The organism is Paenarthrobacter sp. 2TAF44, assembly GCF_052114885.1.
In the GTDB taxonomy this organism is placed as follows: Bacteria; Actinomycetota; Actinomycetes; order Actinomycetales; family Micrococcaceae; genus Arthrobacter.
In genome coordinates this window covers 27,132-45,521 of the sequence record NZ_JBFRFP010000024.1, presented here as the reverse complement: position 1 = coordinate 45,521, position 18,390 = coordinate 27,132, and the positions used below count along the sequence as shown (strand labels likewise).

The following is an 18,390-nucleotide window of genomic DNA, read 5'->3' as shown; positions in this document are numbered from 1 at the left end:
CCACCACCCCGGCGGAACATGAATCGTCAGGGAGTGCCGCCGTCGGGATTAATTGCGGAAGGACCGGAGCGCGATGCTCCGGTCCTTCCGCAATTAACTACTTGTCGCCCGCTTCCTCTGTGCCGTCCTTGTCGGGCTGGGACTTATCGGGCTCGGACTTATCTGGCTCCGACAGTCGCTCCTCGTCGGTGTATTCAGGTGCGACCACCGGGGAAAGAGCGTCCCCGAGGAGGCCGGCGGCCTCGCTGCCATCCTCTGGAGCTGGCCGGCCCGGCGACTTGTCGTCCTCCAGCGGAGTGTCCGTCATAGCCCGCCTCCCTGTCCGCCGATCATCTTCTGGCGCCGATGGTTGCTGACCCTGAGTTGAAGAATCCGGGCACCGCCGGCAAGCGCCACCAGCACGCCTCCTCCAACGGCTGCGATGAACAGCGTGGTGCCGAGGGCGAGGGCCCCTTCCAATCCAAAGAACCGGACGGTGACCATGTCCTGGTTCTGGACGAAGAAGACGATCAACAGGACCAGCACCACGAGGCCCACAGCTACAGCCACCCAGATCGCTGCTGTTCGCGTGGGCCGGGAACTGGCCGGTGCCACCCTTGGCTGTGTGTGGTCCGCCCGTCCAGAGCCTCCCCGGGCCATTGCGGCATCATCTTGAGCGCTCATTGACAGCCCCCTCATTTCCCAGAACGTATGCGTGCTCATCACTTGTCCGTGCACTCATATAATAAGCATGCTTATAAGTGGCTCAACAGTGGCAGGGCAAGGCTGGATCGGAATAAGGAAGGACCGGAGTTCGCGGTCCGGTCCTTCGGTATTTGGGTGCCGTTGTTACTGTCGGTCACAGTTACTCATGGTTACTGGCGATCACACGGTGTAGTCGGTTGAAGTTGGTCCTGAATCGTTCCTCCGGACAGCGTAGTGATGACCCTCCGAATCGGTCTCAACCTCGAAATTCTTCAAGTCTTCCTCGGAAGCCGTTTCGAAGTCGTCGTGTTTATGCACAACAGGGGCATCCGTATCCCCATGGGTTGCCGGTCCGAAGACGGACTGCAGCCGCTCGGTCACGTGCTGAAAGGTTTCCAACTTGCGTCCCATGTTCTTCCACCTCCTTTCAACTGGAGAGAGAAAAAGCGGTAGGACGGCGTATGCCGTACCAGTACGCCAATTTTACGCCCGCGGGCCGGAAAAGGCGCGAGCGTTTGGGGCCGGAAGGGGCCGGGCCAGGGCTGCCAACGCGCCCAGAACGGATTCCACGGGGGCGGTCAGCGGCGATTCCAAAGGAACCGCAATGTGGGGTATTTTTCCGCTTCCGGAGACACCCATGACGGCGATCCCGCGCTCAGGATCGTTCATATGCTCCCCTTGGAACTGAAGTTCAGCAGGACTTTGCCGGACTCGGCTGAGTTCCTGGCTACTTTGAATGCCTCGAGGCCGTGGGCGAGGTCGAACTCGTGCGTTATCACGGGGTCCACGAACAAGGATCCGTCGGCCAACGCTGCGATGACGTCATCGATTTCGTTGTTGAACCGGAAGGATCCCAGCAGTTCCAGCTCACGGGTAATGGCCAGGGAGATGAAGACCGGCTGCGGCCCGGAGGGCAGCAGCCCCACCATGACTACTTTCCCGCCGCGGGTGGCTCCCTTGATGGCCGAGGCAAGGCCGTGGTGGCTGCCGGAGGACTCGATAACGACGTCGGCCTCCACAGCCGCGATGGCCTCGGCGTCGTCGCCCTTCAAGACGGCATCGGCACCCACGGCCCGTGCGATCTCCAAGGGCTTGTCATGCATATCTACGGCGACGATCCGGGCAGCGCCGGCGCGCTTGAGGACAGCGACAGCGAGGGCACCGATCGGGCCGCTGCCGATCACCATGGCAGTCTTTCCCGCGACGTCACCGGCCCGGGCGACGGCATGCCAGGCCACGCTGGCCGGTTCCACCAACGCCGCGGTCCGCAGATCCAGGGTTTCCGGCAGGGCACGGAGCATCCGCGAGGGAAGGGTGGCGTAGCGGCTGAAAGCGCCGTCGGTGTGCGGGTAGCGTGCCGCGCTGCCCAGGTACGTGCAGCCCGGGGAGAGGTTGGGCCGCTCTTCGGGGTAGCGTGCCCCGCCCGGGGCGGGGGTTGCGGGGTGCACGGCCACACGGGTGCCAGGTTCGGGGCCGCTGCCATCGGCTGCCTGCTCGATGACGACGCCGACAATTTCATGGCCCAGGACCATCGAGGCCTTCAGGATGGACTCCCCGGCAGCACCATGCAGCCAATAATGCAGGTCTGAACCGCAGATCCCGCCGTAGGCGATCTCCACGATCGACTCATCCGGCGCCGGCGCCTTCAGCGGGATGTCTTCGATCCGCAAGTCACCTTTGCCATGGGCGACGACCGCGGGGCCGGAGGCCGGGAGGGTGATGCCCATCAGACCACCACCGTCATTCCGCCATCAACGAAGATCGTCTGGCCATTGACGAAATTGGACCCCTGGGACGCCAGCCACACAACAGGCCCGGCCAGGTCAGCGACCGTCCCCCACCGATGGGCAGGTGTCCGGCCCAGGATCCAGGAATTAAACGCCTCATCATCGACCAGGTTCTGCGTCATTTCCGTATGGATGTACCCCGGGGCGATGCCGTTGATCTGCAACCCCGACGCCGCCCACTCAGCCGTCATCGCCCGGGTCAGGTTACGCAGCCCGCCCTTCGCCGCCACATACGGGGCAATCGTCGGCCGGGCAAGGTCCGTCTGGACCGAGCAGATATTGATGATCTTCCCCCGGCCCCGGGGAATCATATGCCGCGCCGCTTCCCGGCCCACCAGGAACGCGCTGGTCAAATCCGTGCTGATCACCCTGTCCCAGTCCTTCACATCCAACTCAAGCATGGGAACACGGTGCTGGATACCTGCGTTGTTGACCAGGATGTCCAACGGGCCAACGTTGGCCTCAATCCACGCCACGCCATCAGCGGCTGAAGCCGCATCCGTCACATCAAACGCCCGGCTGTGGACCCTTCCCGCAGGATAGTCAGCAGCCATAGCCTGATGGGCCGCTTCAAGCCGTCCCGTGGTGATCCCGTTGAGAACTACAGTTGCTCCGGCGTCGGCGAGGCCCCGGGCCAGGGCGTTGCCAATCCCCCGGCTCGAACCCGTCACCAACGCCACACGCCCACTCAGATCAAACAATCCACTCATAAAGAATCCTGCTCAATAGTCGGTGCGGTCTCTATGGCCGGTACGGTGAGGTGGAGGTCACTGAGGTTTGCGATCGTTTGTCTCACGACAGCCAAGTCAAGGTCGCCGAGACCCTGATCAGTGAGGTCCGCGTAGAGTTTCCGGGCAGCCGATGCCATGGGCATGTCTGTTCCTGACTTGGACGCGCTCTGAAGGACAAAGGCCAAATCCTTATGCATGAACTTCGCTGGCCCGGTCGGCCTGTAGTCCTTCGAGGCCAGCCGGGGACCCACAAACTCCAACACCCGGCTGCCGGCCAAACCCCCGGCCAACACCTCGAAGAGGGCCTCCACATCCATGCCCGATCGTTCGGCAAGTTCCGCGGCCTCGGCGAGTGCCGCCGTCGTGGTCCCGACGATCAGCTGGTTACAGGCCTTGGCGAGCGAGCCCGCCCCCAGTTCCCCAAGACGCCGCACCGTGGTTCCCATGGTCTCGAGCGCCGGACGAAGCCGTTCGTAATGCTCAACAGGACCGCCGGCCATAATGGCCAGGGTTCCACGCTCGGCGCCTTCCGTCCCGCCACTGACTGGGGCGTCAAGGACTACCGCATTGCCATTGCTGGCCTCGCTGACAGTTGCGCCGAACCGCAGAACCGCAGTTGGCGAGACGCTGCTCATGACTACGACCAACGTTCCGGGTCGAGGCGGCTCTTGCCTCCATTCAGCCAGAAGACCAGCGGCGGATTCCTCAATGAAGGGCAAATCGGGAAGCATGAAAATAATGAGCGGCTGGTCCCGTAGTTCTGCAATCGTCGTGGCCCGCGCACCGCCCCAACGAACGAGATCGTCGAGAGCGGCCGCTGACCGGTTCCATCCTGTGACGGACCAGCCGGCGTGGAGCAGGTTTGCTGCCATGCGCGAGCCCATCAGGCCGAGCCCGACGAACCCAACGCTGCGAGGTAGGCCGCTGCCAGGCGGATCGAAGACCCGGGGATTGTTATCTTGTGTCAAAATCAACCTTGGTTCTGGGTCGAGAGCCGGTTTGGATGGCGCAGCCTCGAGGGCTACTTGCCCCAGATCTTGCGGTAGGCATCCTGGTAACCCATGGGGTCCCAAGCGTCAGTTGCCGTGGTGTTTTCCTTGGTCGAAACGTGGATCTGCGGGACGTAGCCGCTCGCAGGTTCGCCGGCGAAAGCGCGGTTGAGTTCGTCAACGAGCTGCCAGCCTTCGGATTTCAGGGGCGATGGAACCGTGGCGGTCTGGTAGTCGTCTGTCTTGATGCGCTGCAGGGCTGATGAATCACCGTCGCCAGCGCCCACATTGAAGGGTGCGCCGCCGGCTTTGACGCCACCGGCCCGCAGTGCAGCGGCTGCGTTCTCGTAGTAGACGTCGTTGATGGCCACTGAGTAGGTCCAGGCTTCGTTGTGCTTGCTGAGCAGTGAGGAGACTTCCTGAGGCATACGGGCGCTGACGTCGGAGAGCGGTACATTGTCGTATTCGAGGACCTTCACCCCTGAACAGGTCTCCAATTCCTTCTTGATCATCTGGGATTTACCTTCGGCGAACGGGATGGAAGAGTCTGTAAAGATGACGACGCCGGCATTGCCGTTGGACTTTGCAATGACGTAGTCGGCACTGATTTTGGCGACGTCTTCGACCTTGGTGGTGATGTTGCTGAAGAGCAGCGGGTCGGTGCTTGGGCCAGGGGTCGAGAGTGCCTGCCAGGCGACGAGCGGGATCTTGGAAGAGTTGGCTTCTGCCACCTGCGCGGCTGTGGTCTTAGGGTCAAAGCCGCCGATGACAATGCCGTCAGGCTTGGTTGTCAGGGCCTGGCTGAAGGCGCTTTGAATCCCTGCCGGAGTTCCCAGTCCATCGATCACTTTGACGTTCCAGCCGATCGCTGCCGTGGCTTCCTGAAGTCCTTTGGCCACGCCGGCAACGCCGGGGTTGGTCATGGACTGGGCCACATACACGATGGTTTTGCCCGCAGCCGCCTTGGGGCCCGCCATGGGACCGTCCCAAGGCGCATCGGACTTGGAGGCGCCGTCGACAGCTTTCTGGGCGGAGGTAACGACGTCGGCACACCCGCTGTTCCCGGTTGCGGCAGCCGTGGCCGCTGATTCGGAGGACCCGCTGGTGCAGCCCGTGAGTCCAAGCGCGAGGACGGTGCCAGTGACGAGCAGCAGGCGGGGGGTGGAAGGGTTCATGGTGGAGCCTTTCAGTATGGAGGGTTCCGTTGTGGTGAGCGGGATGACGAAATGCTGAAGAGAGATAGGAGTGCTATAGGGAACTGGGGGCGGTGGCCGGTGGCAATGCAGCGGACGTCGCAGGTCCCGCGGGCGGAGGTGTTTCATCCCCTGGTGTGGGAGTTGCCGGGGGCGCTGCGACTGCGCCTGCCCGGAGTTTGCGCCTGGCGGAGTACCCGGCCAGGCCGACAGCAATGAGCAGGGTGACCCCGTTGAAGAGCGGGGTGACCCAGAACTGGGCTCCCAGCTGCGAGATGCCGGCGAGTCCGATTGCCAGCGTGATCACCGCGACGAGAGTGCCAATGACGTTGGCCCGGCCGGGTTTGATGGCGGTAGCTCCCAAGAGGGCTCCTACGAAAGCCGGTAGCAGGTAGTCCATGCCGACGCTGGGGTTTCCGATCTGCTGCTGCGAAGCGAGCAGCACGCCCGCGAAGCCGGTGACGACCGCGGAAAACGTGAAAGCGTAGATGGAATATCGCTTAGTGGGGATCCCCATCAGTGCAGCAGCCCGAGGATTGGATCCCAGGACGTAGAAGTAACGGCCCAGTGGAAGGCGTTCGAACAGGATCCACAAGAGGACAGCAACAACCAGCAGGTAGACGGCGACGATAGGCACCCCCGCGATCTTGGAATCGTAGAGGTCCTTGAAAGAAATCGGCAGGCCACCAGGACCGGGCACCACGCGGGCGCCATTGGTGATGGCACCGGTAATGGCATAAAGCACCGTCCCGGTCCCGAGGGTAGCCACGAACGAGTCGATCTGGCCGAATTCCACCAGCAGTCCGTTGACGATGCCTACCAATGCCATGACACCTATCGCTACGAGCGCTGCAAGGCCCCATGGCAGCCCACCATCAACGATGAGTTTGAGGACGATTACATGAGAGAGTCCCAGCCCGTAACCGATGGACAGGTCGAATTTTCCTGTCGCGATGGGGATCATGGCGCCGAGGGCCAGCAACGCGGGGATTGCCTGATTGCTGAGGATGGCATTGAAGTTTCGGCCTGAGAGGAACGTCTGGGGCAGGATCAATGCGAAGACTGCGAAAAGCAGGACGAGAATGACCACCAAGCCGTAGGGTCCCAAGAGATGGGCGACGCCCTGCCGGCTGCTGTTCTTAGTTTGGTTCATGAGGATTACTACTCCGAAGTATGGGCAGCACCCGAGGCCGCCGCAGTGAGGTTTGCAATAGTCAGGTCAGCGCCGGCAAGTTCCGTGGTCACAGTTCCCTGGACGAAGACGAGGGCCCGCTGGCAGACGCTGGCGACTTCCTCGAAATCAGTGGAGATCATCAGGACTGCCAGGCCTGCGGCCAGGGATTCTTCCAGCAGCTGATAAATGTCTGCCTTAGCCCCGACGTCCACGCCTGCTGTAGGTTCTTCGAGAATGAGGAGTTTTCGGTTGGCGCTCAACCACCGGCCAATCATGATTTTCTGCTGGTTTCCGCCCGAGAGCGTCGCGATGGCCACCTCAGGGAGGGCAGGCCGGACGCCATAGCGTTCAATCAGTCCCTCCGCGAGCCGCCGTTCTGTTTTTGGGTTGGTCCAAAGGAACGGATTCTTTGAGTGCACGCCTGGATTCGGGAGGAAATTCTCCCGCAGAGTCAGCTCGGGGGCACAGCCTTCATCCATCCTGTTGCTGGTCACGAATCCCACGCCGGAGGCGACCGCCTCGGAGGCGGTGCGTGGCTGATAGCTCTGCGAATCCAAGGTGATGCTGCCTGAATCAATACGGTATGCGCCTGCCAGCGCGCGTCCGATTTCCATGTGTCCGGCCCCGGTCAGGCCAACCATGCCCACCACTTCCCCGGCACGGACCGAAAAGGATACCGGCCGGTTCTGCGCTGTGGCCAGGTCCCTGACCGACAGGCGCTCGGGGTTATCCCGGACCGTGCTCTTGGAGCTGTAACTGACGGGCTTATGTCCCACGATGTCGACGACGAGTTCCCGCGGAGTCTTCTGCGAGATGGGGCCGCTGTGAATCAGCCTCCCATCACGCAGCACCGTGACAGTATCGGAAATGGCGAAGACCTCATCGAGCCGGTGGCTGACATACAAAAGACCGTGGCCCTTGCTCCGAAGCTTCTCCAGGACGTCAAAGAGCTTGCGGGAATCCGCCGCCGGGAGGCTTGCAGTCGGTTCGTCGAGCACGATGACTGACGCATTCGACGCCAGGGCCCTGGCGATGGCAACCAGGGACTTATCGGCCCTGGACAATTCAGAGACGTACCGGTCAGGCTCCAGGTGCGAAGCCACCGTCTGCAGCGCTTCCGCAGCGCTTTCACGGACTTTGTGCCAGGAGATAAGCCCTCCCATGCGTCCAAAACCCGTACCCAGCGCTATGTTCTCGGCAATGGTCATGGAATCAACGAGTCCAAGATCCTGGTGGATGAAGGCCATGCTTGCCGCTGCTTCCGGTGTGCCCAAGGCATGGCCATTGACGGTGATCCGTCCGCTGGTGGGCGAGTACAGCCCGGAAAGAATCTTGATGATGGTCGATTTGCCTGCGCCGTTCTGGCCCAGCAGCGCGTGGATACTCCCGGCCTCAAGCGTGAGGTCTACATCCTGCAGAGCCGCGTTGACGCCGAACCGCTTTGACAATTGGTCAATCTGAATCAGCGTTTTCGAGGGAGGGTTGAGTCCCATGGTCGCTCCTTGCAGCCCCAGTGCTGCCTAAAATTCTGGGTGGTCACCAATGACCTATTGACCAACATCTTGTCTGATAGCCAACCCTTTGGTCAATAGCATTTCGTGACCGATTTTTCACCCAAGCTGCACGAGCTGCCAGTACATGCAAGCGGGAGGACTCCCACGGAGCCCTAAAGCGAGTGCGCGCTAAGGGGGTTGGCCAAAGCACGGGCAATGACCTGCAATTCCTGCACAATTTCCGCGTGGTCGAGCTCATCAGCGCGGGCTTTGATCAGTGTGGCGCTGATTGCAAACTGGGCGGGGTCGCCAGGGATGTCCACCACAGGAACGGCGAAGCACACCACGCCGACGTTGGTCTCCTCGTCATCCATGAAGTACCCGCGGTGACGCGATTTCTCAAGGTCGGAAAGCAGCTCCGAAACGCTGGACAGGGAGCGGGCGGTGAAGGGAACAAAGGTCTTTCCCCGGTACCGGTCCTCCACAACGGCATCAGGAAGAGTCGAGAGGACGGCCTTTCCGGTAGCCGTTACATGGGCTGGAAAGCGATCGCCAATGTTCGCAGTGAGCCTGATGGGATTGGTTCCCTCATAACGGGCCAAATAAAGGACATCGGTACCGTCAAGCAAAGCCAACCGCGCCGCTTCCCGGGAAATCAACGGGGACCGCCGGCACAACGCATAAAACTCCGAGAGCTGATCGGCCGAGCGGAGGTAGTCGCCGGCCAGGGAAAGGATCCTCCTGCCCAGAATGAACCGTCCGTCCGAGCGACGAAGCATGCCCTCGCCTTCAAGCGCACCGCAGATGTTTGCCGTGGAGGACTTGGCAAGGTCCATCGATTTCGCAATTTCGGGCACGCTCAAGCCCGCCTGTCCCGCCGCCGCAATCAGATCAAGAATTGCCATCGCCCGAGTGATCGCCGGCACTGCACTCTGCCCAGCCGTGGTGATCTCTGTTGTCATTTTCCACCCTCCCCAATCAAGGTATTGACTCCTGACCAGTATATTGGCCTACTATTGCTGTGTCACCCCTCCGGACCCCACAGAGCCAGCTTCTTCAACCTGACGCCAAGGCTTTGCGCGAATTGTCACTCGACGCCGGAAACAGGGACACCAAAATCTAGGAGTACACCGTGTGCGCTGAACACACCAGGGCAAGCTCACTCTACCCAGCCCCGCCCGGCACGGACCCCACAGTGACCGGGAAACAGTTCGAGCAGATCTTCGAGCAGGTCAAGACCTGGGGCACTTACGCTGAACCATCCGCAGGTGCTTGGCAGAAGGCAACTGCTGAGGGAGTCATTGACGCCGCCTCGTTGGTCCGCAGCGGCCGTGTCGTATCCACCGCATTGCCGTGGAACACCACGAGCGGGCCGTCCAATGCGAACCCCGCGCTGCACTATATGACTGACCTTGGAGTGCGTGAAGCGCCGGAACCGTCCTGCAATAAGGACTTCATCGGCGTCGACTACCACGGCAAGGCCGTCAGCCACCTCGATGCGCTGAGCCATATCGCCTACAAAGGCCTGCTCTACGACGGACAGGTTTCGAAAGAGGTTGTCACGGCCACGGGCGCGGATTTCGGTTCGGTCAGCGCCCTCGGCCCCCTTGTTGCCCCTTGCGTGTTGCTGGACTTTACCGTGTTGTTCGACGTTCCCTGGCTTGAACCAGGAACGGCCATACATGCAGCGGACATCCTGGCGGCAGAAGAGCGGCTCGGGATCAGCATTCAGGAGGGCAACGCCGTCCTGGTCCGCACCGGTCACTTCCGGCGCGCCCGCGAAGCAGGGATCTGGGACTCATCGGACCTGAGTGCGGGGCTTCACGTTGACTGCATGCCCCTGCTGGCCGAACGGGGGATCGTCCTTCTCGGCGGCGACGGCGACTCCGATGTTCGCCCTTCACCGACACCTGGGATCCACTCCCCCATCCACATCCTTGCGATTACAGCCATGGGCCTGCCGCTCCTGGACAATCTTGACCTTGAAGAACTCGGAACGGCATGCGCCGAAGAGGAGCGCTACCGTTTCATGTTCATGGTCGCCCCACTCAACATTCCCCGTGGCACTGGCTCGCCCGTTAACCCTTTGGCGGTTTTCTAATGACATTCACCGTAGGCATCTCCCGCGACTTCCTGGATCCCAGCGGCAAGAACGTCTGGGGCGACATCGGCTTGGACGGCCTTGACGAGGCCGGTCTGGAATGGGAATACATGGCCGACAGCGCCGAAGAACTGACACCTGAACAGTTGGAGCGCTATGACGCAATTCTCTACGCTGCACCCGCGGTTACGGCCGCCTCTTTCGAAGGCGTCGCGAATCCCCCGCTCATACTTGCGCGCTTCGGGGTGGGATTCGACGCGGTTGACCTAGCCGCCTGCAGCCGCGCCGGCACAGTCGCGACCATAACCCCCGACGGCGCCCGTGGCCCGGTGGCAACGGCCACCCTATCCATGCTCCTGTCGGTCTTCCACAACACCGTCATGAAGGACCGCCTGGTCAGGGAAGAATCCTGGGACCTGCGCGAAAGCTTCATGGGAACCGGCCTGACCGGAAAAACCATTGGCTTCCTCGGCGTCGGGAACACCGGCGGCGAGCTGATCCGCCTGCTCCAACCGTTCAACGTGCGATGCGTGGGCCATGACCCCTTCTGCCCTCCCGAACGCGCCAGCGAACTCGGCGTGGAGCTGATGCAACTCGAAGACGTGGCAGCGGGATGCGACGCCCTGATCGTCATGGCAGTCCTGACCGAGCAGACCCATCACATCATCAACGCAACCATCCTGGAGAAGATGAAGCCAACCGCTGTTGTCATCAACATGGCACGCGGACCCATCATCAACGAACAGGACCTTATTCATGCACTTTCACAGGGAGTTATCGCCGGCGCGGGGCTGGACGTCTTTGAACACGAGCCGGTGGCCAACGAACTACTGGGAATGGAAAACGTAACGCTCTCGCCGCATTGCCTTTCTTGGACGGACGAGATGTCCCTCGGAAACGGCAGCAGTTGCGTCCGCGCCATCGTCAACGTCGCCGCAGGCCGAGTCCCGGACTTCGTGATCAACCGGGACGTTCTCGAATCGTCAGCGTTTACCGACAGGCTCACCCTCCTTGCAGCGAGCGGCCTCTAACGCAGCGACTTATCGTCCGGATTACGGGGCACCACATACGTGCTGCCATCGGGGCGACGAAGGGTTTCCCATTGCTGGGTCTCCGCTTCGCGTTGGGCCAGGAGCCTGCGGTTGTCCTCCGTCATTTCGTGATCAATGGAGCTGCTGTGTGCGGGGCCGAAGATGACCCTCAGCTTTCCCGTAGCGCGCATGAACTTCTGGGTAAAGGATTCCTTTGCCACGCCGATCGACTCCTCTTTTAGACGGTTCAACAAGTTCATAGTACGCTAACAATTAGTGCACTAACTAATTGGATGGGAAGGCAGCCATGACCCAGACCAGCGAGACAACCCAAACCATTGAAACAAGCCAGACCAGCGAAACTGACGACCTCCTTTTGGAACGCCAGCTGTGCTTCGCGCTGACCGTTGCCTCGAGGAGCGTCGTGGGTATCTACAAGCCCATCCTCGAACAGCTCGGGTTAACCCACCCGCAGTACCTTGTGATGCTCGCACTCTGGGAGCGGAGCCCCAGGACACTTAAGGACATTAGTGACAGCCTCCTCCACGAGCCCGCCACCCTGTCCCCACTCCTGCGCCGACTTGAGGAAGCACAGTTCATCACCCGCGAGCGCGTGCCCGGCAACGAGCGCGCGCTTGCCGTCAAGCTGACGGAAAAGGGAGCCGCGCTTCGGGATCAGGCGACGGCGGTTCCTGGTGCGATCCGGGAGCGCCTGCAGCTCAGTCGCGAGGAAGTAGCCGAACTTCACCAGGCTATGACCGGCCTCATCGCAGCAACCCAGCGGACGGAAAACTAGCGGACGGCCACCAAGCCGACGACAACCGAACGCAACGGCCACTGAGCGCCAACGCTCATCGCACCAGAGTGAGAATCTCAGCCCCGTCGTCGGTGATGGCGATCGTGTGCTCACTGTGTGCGGTACGGCAACCCGTCGCGCTTCTCAGCGTCCACCCGTCGTCATCGGTGACGAGCTCGGCGGTGTCCGCCATAACCCAAGGCTCCAGCGCCAGCAACAGTCCCGGGCGCAATTTGTATCCACGGCCCGGCCGTCCGGTGTTGGCGATGTGCGGATCCTGGTGCATCGTCGATCCGATGCCGTGACCGCCGAACTGGGTATTGATTGGATAGCCAGCTTCACTGAGGACCGAGCCGATGGCGTGGGAGATATCGCCGATGCGGGCGCCGGGTCCGGCCACGGCTATCCCTGCGCTCAAGGCCCGCTCGGTTGCGTCGATCATTGCCAGGCTGTCCGAGGGCTTTGAATCGCCCACTATGAAGCTGATGGCAGAGTCTGCCGCGACCCCGTTCTTGGAAACTGCGAGGTCCAAGGACACCAGGTCGCCGTCAGCAAGCGTGTAGTCGTGAGGCAGTCCATGGAGTACCGCGTCGTTGACGGACGTGCAGACGTAGTGCCCAAAGGGACCGCGCCCAAAGGAGGGCGAATAATCGACGTAGCAGGATTGGGCCCCGGCATCAGCGATCATGGCCTTGGCCCACTGATCGATCTCCAGGAGGTTAACGCCCACCGCGCTGCGGCCTTTCATTGCCTGAAGGATGTCGGCAACCAGGGCACCAGCCTCCTTTGCCCGGTGCAGTTCGGTGCGGTTCAGAATCTCGATCATGCGGCGCCTTCCCATTCAACCAATAACTATCCCGGCCATATTATCCCGGTATTAGAATTGGAGCCATGGTCAGATTGCCACTCACAGCTGAAGAGGTCGAGCGCGGACAGCGTCTCGGCGCCATGTTGCGACGCGCCCGCGGAGGGCGCTCCATGCTGGAGATCGCACTCGAGGCCCAGGTTTCACCGGAGACACTCCGCAAGATTGAGTCCGGACGTGTGGCAACCCCGGCATTCCAGACCATCGCGGCGATAGCCGATGTCCTCGGGCTGTCCCTCGATGAGGTCTGGGCAGGGATCAGCCAGCCCGAAAGCATTGCCGCACCGGCATAAAATGGCAGCCCAAGGAGATTCCATGCGCTCGCGCCTCGTCCGGCCCCTCATAGGAGTCCGGCCCCTCATAGCCGTCCTGGCCCTCGCTGGCCTGGCCGGCTGCTCGGGCACCCCCGCCCCGGGTGGGTCAAGCAGCGCTGCCTCAGCGCCGGCGTCGTCCGTCAGTCCAAGTGACAGCCCCACGCCATCCAAGCCAACGCCCACCCAGGTGCCCACAACCCTCGGCCCGGAAGACACAGCACCGGACCCCAGCCTCCCGGGAGCAAAGCCCACGCCAGGACAGGGAAACGCTGAACTCTCCATCACGGTTCTGGAGTCCGCCAGCGCAGCACCGCAGAACTACACGCTGGTCTGCATTAACGGCGCCCCGGCAGATGAAAGCAAACACCCCACCGCGAACGCGGCCTGCACGGCACTGAAGAACAATCCTTCGCTGCTAAGCCCGGCGCCCATCAAGAGCGACCAAGCGTGCACCCAACAGTTTGGCGGTCCGCAAACAGCCAAGGTAACCGGCGCCGTTGACGGCATGGAAGTTTCCGCTTCCTTCAGCCGCACCGACGGTTGCCAAATTGCCTTGTGGGACGCGGCCAGCGCCATCATCGGTTCCAGTGGTGGAGCAGCTTAGGCCGCAGCACCTCCCCCAAGAGCAATGGCTCGGGATGGAGGCCGCCCATCATGCACGCGTCGCCCGGTACGCCGACCCCTATTTGGCCCGCCGCTCGGCAGGAAAGAAACATCCCGTGGAGGACTTCCTCTTCACCTACTACACCCAGAAGCCTGGCCAATTGCTGCGCTGGCATCCCGGCGATGGCGTGGTGCTAAGTGGCGGGCGTGCCCTTGAGCGCGCCAACTGGAAGTTCTACCGCATGCTCGACGACGGCGACCTCGCCGCCGTCGGACTGCTGCCAGGTACGCCCGCCGTCATCTTTGATCGCGACAGTTTCATGGCCCAACGCGCCGAAGCCGTCAGTTTCGCCGGCATCCTCCTCAACGGCACGGCGAAGCGCCCGGCCCAGTTCGGCTGCTTCGGCCTCCACGAGTGGGCCATGGTGTACCGGCAGGAGAAATTCGAATTGCGGCATGAGTACTTGAAACTGCGGCTTGGCGGGGACGGGACTGACACCGTGGTGGAGCAGAACCGTATCCGCTGTTCCCACTTCGATGCCTTCCGCTTCTACACGCCGGACGCCGTACCGCTGAACGAGCTCACGCCCACCCGTGAGAACCAGCGCACCATGGAACAACCGGGTTGCCTGCACGCCAACATGGACCTGTACAAGTGGGCATACAAACTGACTCCGGCGCTGCCCAGCGAGTTGGTGATGGACTGCTTCGAACTGTCGTGGCGGATCCGGACCATGGACATGCAGGCTTCCCCTTACGACCTCGAAGAATGGGGCTACCCGCCCATCAGGATCGAGACACCGCAGGGCAAGGCCGAGTACGTTGAGTACCAGCGGGCTTTTGCGGCCGAATCCCAGGCGCTGCGGACCCGCGTGCTTCAGGCAATCGAACCGCTTCTTTAAAGGAGTCTGATCGTCCCCCGGGACTCCTGACATAAGCATCCGCCGCCGCGAGCACCCGCCGCCATCAGCGAAAGGTAACCATGGCTTCTCCCGACAACAGCGAGTACGACGTCGACCTCACCGTCACGCTGACAGAGGCACCTGGCGCCGCGCCCACTGAGTTCTACCTGCGGTCCGCAAAGGGCATTCTGTCTCCGGAGCCGGATTCGATCGACTCGAACCTTCCGGACGCGACCGCGGCCCTTGCCGCCGTCGAGCAGTTTGGCGAGGAAGTATTCTTCCCGGTTCCGCGTCCGGACCGGATCTGCACGCAACAGTACGGGGGCCCGCAGGTGGCCCTTGTGACGGGTTGGTTCCGTGGGCGGAAGGTCCATAGCAAGCTCAGCCGTACAGATGGCTGCGAGATCGCACGCTGGCGTGCCATGGCACCACTCCTGGGCGGCGCGGGAGGATCCATCGGCGCCATCTGAGTCCGGGTGCAGCTGACGCCCTCAGGAGAGAGCCTCCTCAGGGCGTCAGCTGTACAAATTTCGCGAACGAGCTAGCTTGCGTTGTTGCTTTCCGTTGGCTCGTCTCCTCGGATCTTGTTCTGCTTGGTTGCGCCCTTCTTCGGGTTTTCGTTGTCCGGAACAACCGCGGCGCCGCCAGCAGTCACCACTACCGTGACGAAGCTGGGTTCGCTGGTGCCCTCGAATGTCAGGCGTCCGATGTAGGAGCCTGGCGTCAGGTTGGTCCAGTTCAGCGAGATGGTCCCGGCCTTGCCGTTGGCGAGGCGGATCGGGTTGGGCGTCACGGCGGCGTTGCCCTCGTTGGCCCCCAGGACCGCTGCATCAACTGTTGCCTTGGTGGGCTGGTTGTTGGGGCTCGCGTAAAGGTTGGCGAAAACGTAGTAGTCGCCCGGCTCGGGATTGGGCACCGTGACGGATTCGCTGGCCGAGGCCGTCGCGGACGGGAGCTGCTGCCCGGTGGGAGTCAGGACGAGCATGTCGAAGTCCGCGGCTTCGTCGGAGGATATGACCGAGAACTTGGCCAAGGCGCTGTTCTCCCCCACCGTCACCTTCTTGACGAAGTTCGAGGCGTCGGTCTCACCGGTAAAGGGACCCGGGACCAGTTCAACTTCTGAAGAATCCGCCTTGGACAGGCCATCAACCGTGACTCCCACCGGTGCGTTGGTGCCGGAGACGATGTTGATGGCTGCTGAGCCGTTGGGGCCAGTTCCCGTGAAGGCCATGGCCTTATCAGCAATAACAGACTGCGGACGGACGGCGATGGGAGAGGTGACGGTCTTGTTTGCGCCCTGCCAGCTCAGTGATCCCATGGCGAACTTACCCAAGGCTGCATTATTGTTTTCGAACTGCACCTTGAACGTCTTCTTCTCACCCGCAGCGCCAAAGTTCAGAACGGACGGGGTGACCTTGACGTTGACGCCGGGAACGTTGACGGAGGCGCGATACAGACCCGGCGTCAACGCGGTAACTGTCCGCGTGACCTCGATCTTGCCGGCCAGGTTGCCCAGCGCAAACGAGGGGACGTTCATGTCCCGCGGCTGCGTTGTGCCCAGTCCCTCGATGCCGAGGTCCATCCCGGTACCCTGAACAAATTTGAGGTAGTCCTCCGTGGTGGCGTCGTAGACCAAGCCGGGGCTGAGGACCTTTGCGGGATCAACCTGTCCTGCGCCGGTGGCGAAGACATCCTTGTTGACCGCCCCGTTGGCCAATTTCACCGGACCGGCAGTGGTCATCATGGCCGACTTCACGGTTGCCGGGGACCACTTCGGATTCTTGGCCAGGATCAAGGCGCCGAAACCGGCCACGTGAGGGGAAGCCATGGACGTTCCGGACAGGAAACCAAAGTTGTCACCACCGGTTCCGATGGGCGAAACGCCTGCCAGGATAGCGACGCCGGGTGCTGATACGTCAGGCTTGAGCAGGTCTGAATCCGTTGCCAGCAACGGCCCGCGGGAAGAGAAGCCGGCGATCTGCGGCTGCGCCTCGGCGGGCAGGCCCGTGGTGTCGTGGTTCACCAGGGACACCGTGATGGTGGGGTTGGCCGTCACCTTGTCCTTGATGGCCTGCGTGGCAGGAGGGTTCACGTGGACAGTGGGAACAGCATGCTTGTCCGTGTCCAGCGATGATTCCGTCAGGTTTACCAGGATCATTCCGACGCCACCGCCTCGAAGGACCTCCGCGCTCTTCGCGGTGCGGTCAACCACGCCACGGTCACAGACAACAACCTTGCCGGAAACCTTGGCCGGATCCAGCGAGCCGGGAGCACACAGCGCTGCGTTGCCTTCACCGCTTGCAGCGTTGGTGGAAAGCACGACGCCGGCCCCGCTCACCTCGTGGTTCATGATGCTCGCTCCGCGGAATTTGCTGCCATCGGAGAATTCAACGGTCCCCTGCAATTCCTGCGAGAAAGAGGTCGCAGCCACAGTGGTCAACCAGGGCGCTCCGTGGTTCACTGTGCTGGCGGTTGGTCCGGAGTTTCCGGCGGAGGTTGCTACGAAGATCCCGGCCGATGCAGCGGAAAGGAAAGCCAGTGATACGGGATCGGTAGTGGATGTGGTGGAACCGGAGATGGAGTAGTTCAGCACATCCACGCCGTCCAGGATGGCCTGTTCAATGGCGTCCACCGAAGCGGAGCCGTAACAGCCGCCCGTCGTGGGATCTGTGTCTTCCCAGCAGACCTTGTAGATGGAGAGCTTGGCAGCAGGAGCGATACCGCTGGTGATGCCGAAGCTGCGTCCGTCCACTACGCCGTCGACGTTGCCGTTGCCCGCGGCAGTGCTTGCGGTGTGGGTGCCGTGGCTGTCCACGTCAACGGGCGAGATGACTTCCTGAGGGGCACGGTTTTCCGGGGGAACACTTCCCAGGAAGCCATCCGCGAAGTAGTGGGTGCTGAGGACCTTGGAGTTGCAGGCGCTGCCGTCGTAGCTGGCGCCGGTGTCCGTGCCGGGCTGGCATTCGCCGATGAAGGTATCGCCGTCTGCCTTCAGCATGGCAATCTTGCCGTCAGCGGTCCGGTAAGGGACGCCTACCTGCGGGTCTCCGACCAGCGGGCCGACGGGCTCGCCCGCGAAAAAGGGATTGGAGGGTGTGTATCCGGTGTCGATGACACCAACCACGGTGCCCTTGCCGGCGTTCTCCTGGCCTCCATATTGCGTTGCCCAGGTGCCGTTGGGGCCGGTGAGTTTCAGGAAATCAGTGGTGGAGTAGTCCGGTGCATACTGTGTGTCCGGCGCGACCATCAGGACCTTGGGGTCCTTGGCAAGGTTAATGGCCTGCTCTGCCGTCAGCTTGGCACTGAAGCCGTTGATGGCGGTGGTGAAGTCACGTTCAATGGTGACTTTTTCCTGCTGGGCAACGTCCTGCTGCGACCGTTGCAGGTGTTCCTGGTATTTCTTTACTTCGGCGCTGCCGGAGTCGAGCTTCTTGCCCTCTTCCGGCTTGGTGGGCGCAAGTCCCGACGTACCGCCGTCGTAGGTGGCCGTAGGCTTTTCTGCCAGGACAACCATGTAGCGGCCGTCCTTGTAGGCGCTGGGGTCAAGGTTCTTCTTGGCCACGCCCGCCTGATTTCCGGCCACGGTCTCCGGCGAGGGAGCTGCCTGGGCCGGTATCGCCACGGAAGAGAGCAGCAACGGCAAGCCTACGGCCAGAGCCGCTGCCTTTCGAAGCCCCCCGCTTCTGACGAAGCTCTTTCCTTGTGATTTCACGAGTGATAGCACCTT

The 18,390-nt window shown here is 62.0% G+C and carries 21 protein-coding genes; 7 read left to right on the top strand and 14 right to left on the bottom strand.

Features of this window, described 5'->3' with window-relative positions; translation table 11 throughout:
- Window positions 1-97: 97 nt before the first annotated feature.
- The 11 genes from AB4Z15_RS20010 to AB4Z15_RS19960 all read right to left on the bottom strand — a co-directional run bounded on the left by AB4Z15_RS20010 (window position 98) and on the right by AB4Z15_RS19960 (window position 9,013).
- Window positions 98-307 carry a hypothetical protein gene (locus tag AB4Z15_RS20010; protein ID WP_442018665.1) on the bottom strand — a complete coding sequence of 70 codons (210 nt, stop codon included), beginning with the start codon at window positions 305-307 and terminating at the stop codon, window positions 98-100.
- Window positions 304-663, bottom strand: a complete 360-nt coding sequence (locus AB4Z15_RS20005) for a LapA family protein (protein WP_442018664.1) — start codon at window positions 661-663, stop codon at window positions 304-306. The genes AB4Z15_RS20010 and AB4Z15_RS20005 overlap by 4 nt, the downstream gene beginning before the upstream one ends.
- 201 nt (window positions 664-864) lie before the next feature.
- A complete protein-coding gene (locus AB4Z15_RS20000; protein ID WP_442004313.1) occupies window positions 865-1,095 on the bottom strand; it encodes a hypothetical protein in 231 nt (76 codons plus the stop codon).
- Window positions 1,096-1,167: 72 nt separating this feature from the next.
- A complete protein-coding gene (locus tag AB4Z15_RS19995; protein WP_442018663.1) occupies window positions 1,168-1,353 on the bottom strand; it encodes a hypothetical protein in 186 nt (61 codons plus the stop codon).
- Window positions 1,350-2,411, bottom strand: coding sequence for an L-idonate 5-dehydrogenase (locus AB4Z15_RS19990; RefSeq protein WP_442018662.1), 1,062 nt, complete (start codon window positions 2,409-2,411; stop codon window positions 1,350-1,352). The genes AB4Z15_RS19995 and AB4Z15_RS19990 overlap by 4 nt, the downstream gene beginning before the upstream one ends.
- Window positions 2,411-3,181, bottom strand: coding sequence for an SDR family oxidoreductase (locus AB4Z15_RS19985; protein ID WP_442018661.1), 771 nt, complete (start codon window positions 3,179-3,181; stop codon window positions 2,411-2,413). The genes AB4Z15_RS19990 and AB4Z15_RS19985 overlap by 1 nt, the downstream gene beginning before the upstream one ends.
- Window positions 3,178-4,170, bottom strand: coding sequence for an NAD(P)-dependent oxidoreductase (locus AB4Z15_RS19980; RefSeq protein ID WP_442018660.1), 993 nt, complete (start codon window positions 4,168-4,170; stop codon window positions 3,178-3,180). The genes AB4Z15_RS19985 and AB4Z15_RS19980 overlap by 4 nt, the downstream gene beginning before the upstream one ends.
- Before the next feature lie 53 nt (window positions 4,171-4,223).
- Window positions 4,224-5,366 carry a substrate-binding domain-containing protein gene (locus AB4Z15_RS19975; RefSeq protein ID WP_442018659.1) on the bottom strand — a complete coding sequence of 381 codons (1,143 nt, stop codon included), beginning with the start codon at window positions 5,364-5,366 and terminating at the stop codon, window positions 4,224-4,226.
- Window positions 5,367-5,439: 73 nt separating this feature from the next.
- On the bottom strand, window positions 5,440-6,537 hold the full coding sequence (locus AB4Z15_RS19970) for an ABC transporter permease (RefSeq protein ID WP_442018658.1): 1,098 nt from the start codon (window positions 6,535-6,537) through the stop codon (window positions 5,440-5,442).
- Window positions 6,538-6,545: 8 nt separating this feature from the next.
- A complete protein-coding gene (locus tag AB4Z15_RS19965; RefSeq protein ID WP_442018657.1) occupies window positions 6,546-8,051 on the bottom strand; it encodes a sugar ABC transporter ATP-binding protein in 1,506 nt (501 codons plus the stop codon).
- 173 nt (window positions 8,052-8,224) lie between these two features.
- Complete coding sequence (locus AB4Z15_RS19960; protein WP_442018656.1) at window positions 8,225-9,013, bottom strand: IclR family transcriptional regulator; 789 nt, start codon at window positions 9,011-9,013, stop codon at window positions 8,225-8,227.
- 170 nt (window positions 9,014-9,183) lie between these two features.
- Between AB4Z15_RS19960 and AB4Z15_RS19955 the strand changes: the two genes are divergently transcribed.
- Both AB4Z15_RS19955 and AB4Z15_RS19950 read left to right on the top strand, forming a co-directional pair.
- Window positions 9,184-10,152: a cyclase family protein gene (locus AB4Z15_RS19955; protein WP_442018655.1), complete on the top strand. Its 969-nt coding sequence runs from the start codon at window positions 9,184-9,186 to the stop codon at window positions 10,150-10,152.
- Window positions 10,152-11,183 carry an NAD(P)-dependent oxidoreductase gene (locus AB4Z15_RS19950; protein ID WP_442018654.1) on the top strand — a complete coding sequence of 344 codons (1,032 nt, stop codon included), beginning with the start codon at window positions 10,152-10,154 and terminating at the stop codon, window positions 11,181-11,183. The genes AB4Z15_RS19955 and AB4Z15_RS19950 overlap by 1 nt, the downstream gene beginning before the upstream one ends.
- Here AB4Z15_RS19950 and AB4Z15_RS19945 read toward each other — a convergent pair.
- Entirely contained in the window at window positions 11,180-11,443 is a 264-nt protein-coding gene (locus tag AB4Z15_RS19945; protein ID WP_442018653.1) for a hypothetical protein, read from the bottom strand. The two genes, AB4Z15_RS19950 and AB4Z15_RS19945, sit on opposite strands and share 4 nt — an antisense overlap.
- 47 nt (window positions 11,444-11,490) lie before the next feature.
- Between AB4Z15_RS19945 and AB4Z15_RS19940 the strand changes: the two genes are divergently transcribed.
- On the top strand, window positions 11,491-11,979 hold the full coding sequence (locus tag AB4Z15_RS19940; RefSeq protein WP_442018652.1) for a MarR family winged helix-turn-helix transcriptional regulator: 489 nt from the start codon (window positions 11,491-11,493) through the stop codon (window positions 11,977-11,979).
- A 55-nt stretch (window positions 11,980-12,034) separates the two neighbouring features.
- On the opposite strand, the gene map is transcribed toward AB4Z15_RS19940, so the two are convergent.
- Window positions 12,035-12,805 carry a type I methionyl aminopeptidase gene (gene map / locus AB4Z15_RS19935; protein WP_442018651.1) on the bottom strand — a complete coding sequence of 257 codons (771 nt, stop codon included), beginning with the start codon at window positions 12,803-12,805 and terminating at the stop codon, window positions 12,035-12,037.
- Window positions 12,806-12,870: 65 nt separating this feature from the next.
- Here map and AB4Z15_RS19930 point away from each other — a divergent pair, with 65 nt between their 5' ends.
- From AB4Z15_RS19930 to AB4Z15_RS19915, 4 genes are all read left to right on the top strand, one after another.
- Window positions 12,871-13,137, top strand: coding sequence for a helix-turn-helix domain-containing protein (locus AB4Z15_RS19930; protein WP_223947860.1), 267 nt, complete (start codon window positions 12,871-12,873; stop codon window positions 13,135-13,137).
- Between the two features lie 22 nt (window positions 13,138-13,159).
- Window positions 13,160-13,762 carry an SSI family serine proteinase inhibitor gene (locus AB4Z15_RS19925; protein WP_442018650.1) on the top strand — a complete coding sequence of 201 codons (603 nt, stop codon included), beginning with the start codon at window positions 13,160-13,162 and terminating at the stop codon, window positions 13,760-13,762.
- Window positions 13,763-13,796: 34 nt separating this feature from the next.
- Entirely contained in the window at window positions 13,797-14,663 is an 867-nt protein-coding gene (locus AB4Z15_RS19920) for a 3-methyladenine DNA glycosylase (protein WP_442018685.1), read from the top strand.
- An 80-nt stretch (window positions 14,664-14,743) separates the two neighbouring features.
- Window positions 14,744-15,133 carry a serine protease inhibitor gene (locus tag AB4Z15_RS19915; RefSeq protein WP_442018649.1) on the top strand — a complete coding sequence of 130 codons (390 nt, stop codon included), beginning with the start codon at window positions 14,744-14,746 and terminating at the stop codon, window positions 15,131-15,133.
- A 71-nt stretch (window positions 15,134-15,204) separates the two neighbouring features.
- Here AB4Z15_RS19915 and AB4Z15_RS19910 read toward each other — a convergent pair whose 3' ends face one another.
- Window positions 15,205-18,375 (bottom strand): S8 family serine peptidase, encoded by a 3,171-nt coding sequence (locus tag AB4Z15_RS19910; protein WP_442018648.1) that lies wholly within the window; start codon window positions 18,373-18,375, stop codon window positions 15,205-15,207.
- Between the last annotated feature and the right edge of the window lie 15 nt (window positions 18,376-18,390).

Bases quoted from the DNA above. Each gene is read 5' to 3' on its own strand.
- AB4Z15_RS20010 (WP_442018665.1), bottom strand. From the start codon at position 307: ATGACGGACACTCCGCTGGAGGACGACAAGTCGCCGGGCCGGCCAGCT.
- AB4Z15_RS20005 (WP_442018664.1), bottom strand. From the start codon at position 663: ATGAGCGCTCAAGATGATGCCGCAATGGCCCGGGGAGGCTCTGGACGG.
- AB4Z15_RS20000 (WP_442004313.1), bottom strand. From the start codon at position 1,095: ATGGGACGCAAGTTGGAAACCTTTCAGCACGTGACCGAGCGGCTGCAG.
- AB4Z15_RS19995 (WP_442018663.1), bottom strand. From the start codon at position 1,353: ATGAACGATCCTGAGCGCGGGATCGCCGTCATGGGTGTCTCCGGAAGC.
- AB4Z15_RS19990 (WP_442018662.1), bottom strand. From the start codon at position 2,411: ATGGGCATCACCCTCCCGGCCTCCGGCCCCGCGGTCGTCGCCCATGGC.
- AB4Z15_RS19985 (WP_442018661.1), bottom strand. From the start codon at position 3,181: ATGAGTGGATTGTTTGATCTGAGTGGGCGTGTGGCGTTGGTGACGGGT.
- AB4Z15_RS19975 (WP_442018659.1), bottom strand. From the start codon at position 5,366: ATGAACCCTTCCACCCCCCGCCTGCTGCTCGTCACTGGCACCGTCCTC.
- AB4Z15_RS19970 (WP_442018658.1), bottom strand. From the start codon at position 6,537: ATGAACCAAACTAAGAACAGCAGCCGGCAGGGCGTCGCCCATCTCTTG.
- AB4Z15_RS19965 (WP_442018657.1), bottom strand. From the start codon at position 8,051: ATGGGACTCAACCCTCCCTCGAAAACGCTGATTCAGATTGACCAATTG.
- AB4Z15_RS19960 (WP_442018656.1), bottom strand. From the start codon at position 9,013: ATGACAACAGAGATCACCACGGCTGGGCAGAGTGCAGTGCCGGCGATC.
- AB4Z15_RS19950 (WP_442018654.1), top strand. From the start codon at position 10,152: ATGACATTCACCGTAGGCATCTCCCGCGACTTCCTGGATCCCAGCGGC.
- AB4Z15_RS19945 (WP_442018653.1), bottom strand. From the start codon at position 11,443: ATGAACTTGTTGAACCGTCTAAAAGAGGAGTCGATCGGCGTGGCAAAG.
- AB4Z15_RS19940 (WP_442018652.1), top strand. From the start codon at position 11,491: ATGACCCAGACCAGCGAGACAACCCAAACCATTGAAACAAGCCAGACC.
- map (WP_442018651.1), bottom strand. From the start codon at position 12,805: ATGATCGAGATTCTGAACCGCACCGAACTGCACCGGGCAAAGGAGGCT.
- AB4Z15_RS19930 (WP_223947860.1), top strand. From the start codon at position 12,871: ATGGTCAGATTGCCACTCACAGCTGAAGAGGTCGAGCGCGGACAGCGT.
- AB4Z15_RS19925 (WP_442018650.1), top strand. From the start codon at position 13,160: ATGCGCTCGCGCCTCGTCCGGCCCCTCATAGGAGTCCGGCCCCTCATA.
- AB4Z15_RS19920 (WP_442018685.1), top strand. From the start codon at position 13,797: ATGGAGGCCGCCCATCATGCACGCGTCGCCCGGTACGCCGACCCCTAT.
- AB4Z15_RS19915 (WP_442018649.1), top strand. From the start codon at position 14,744: ATGGCTTCTCCCGACAACAGCGAGTACGACGTCGACCTCACCGTCACG.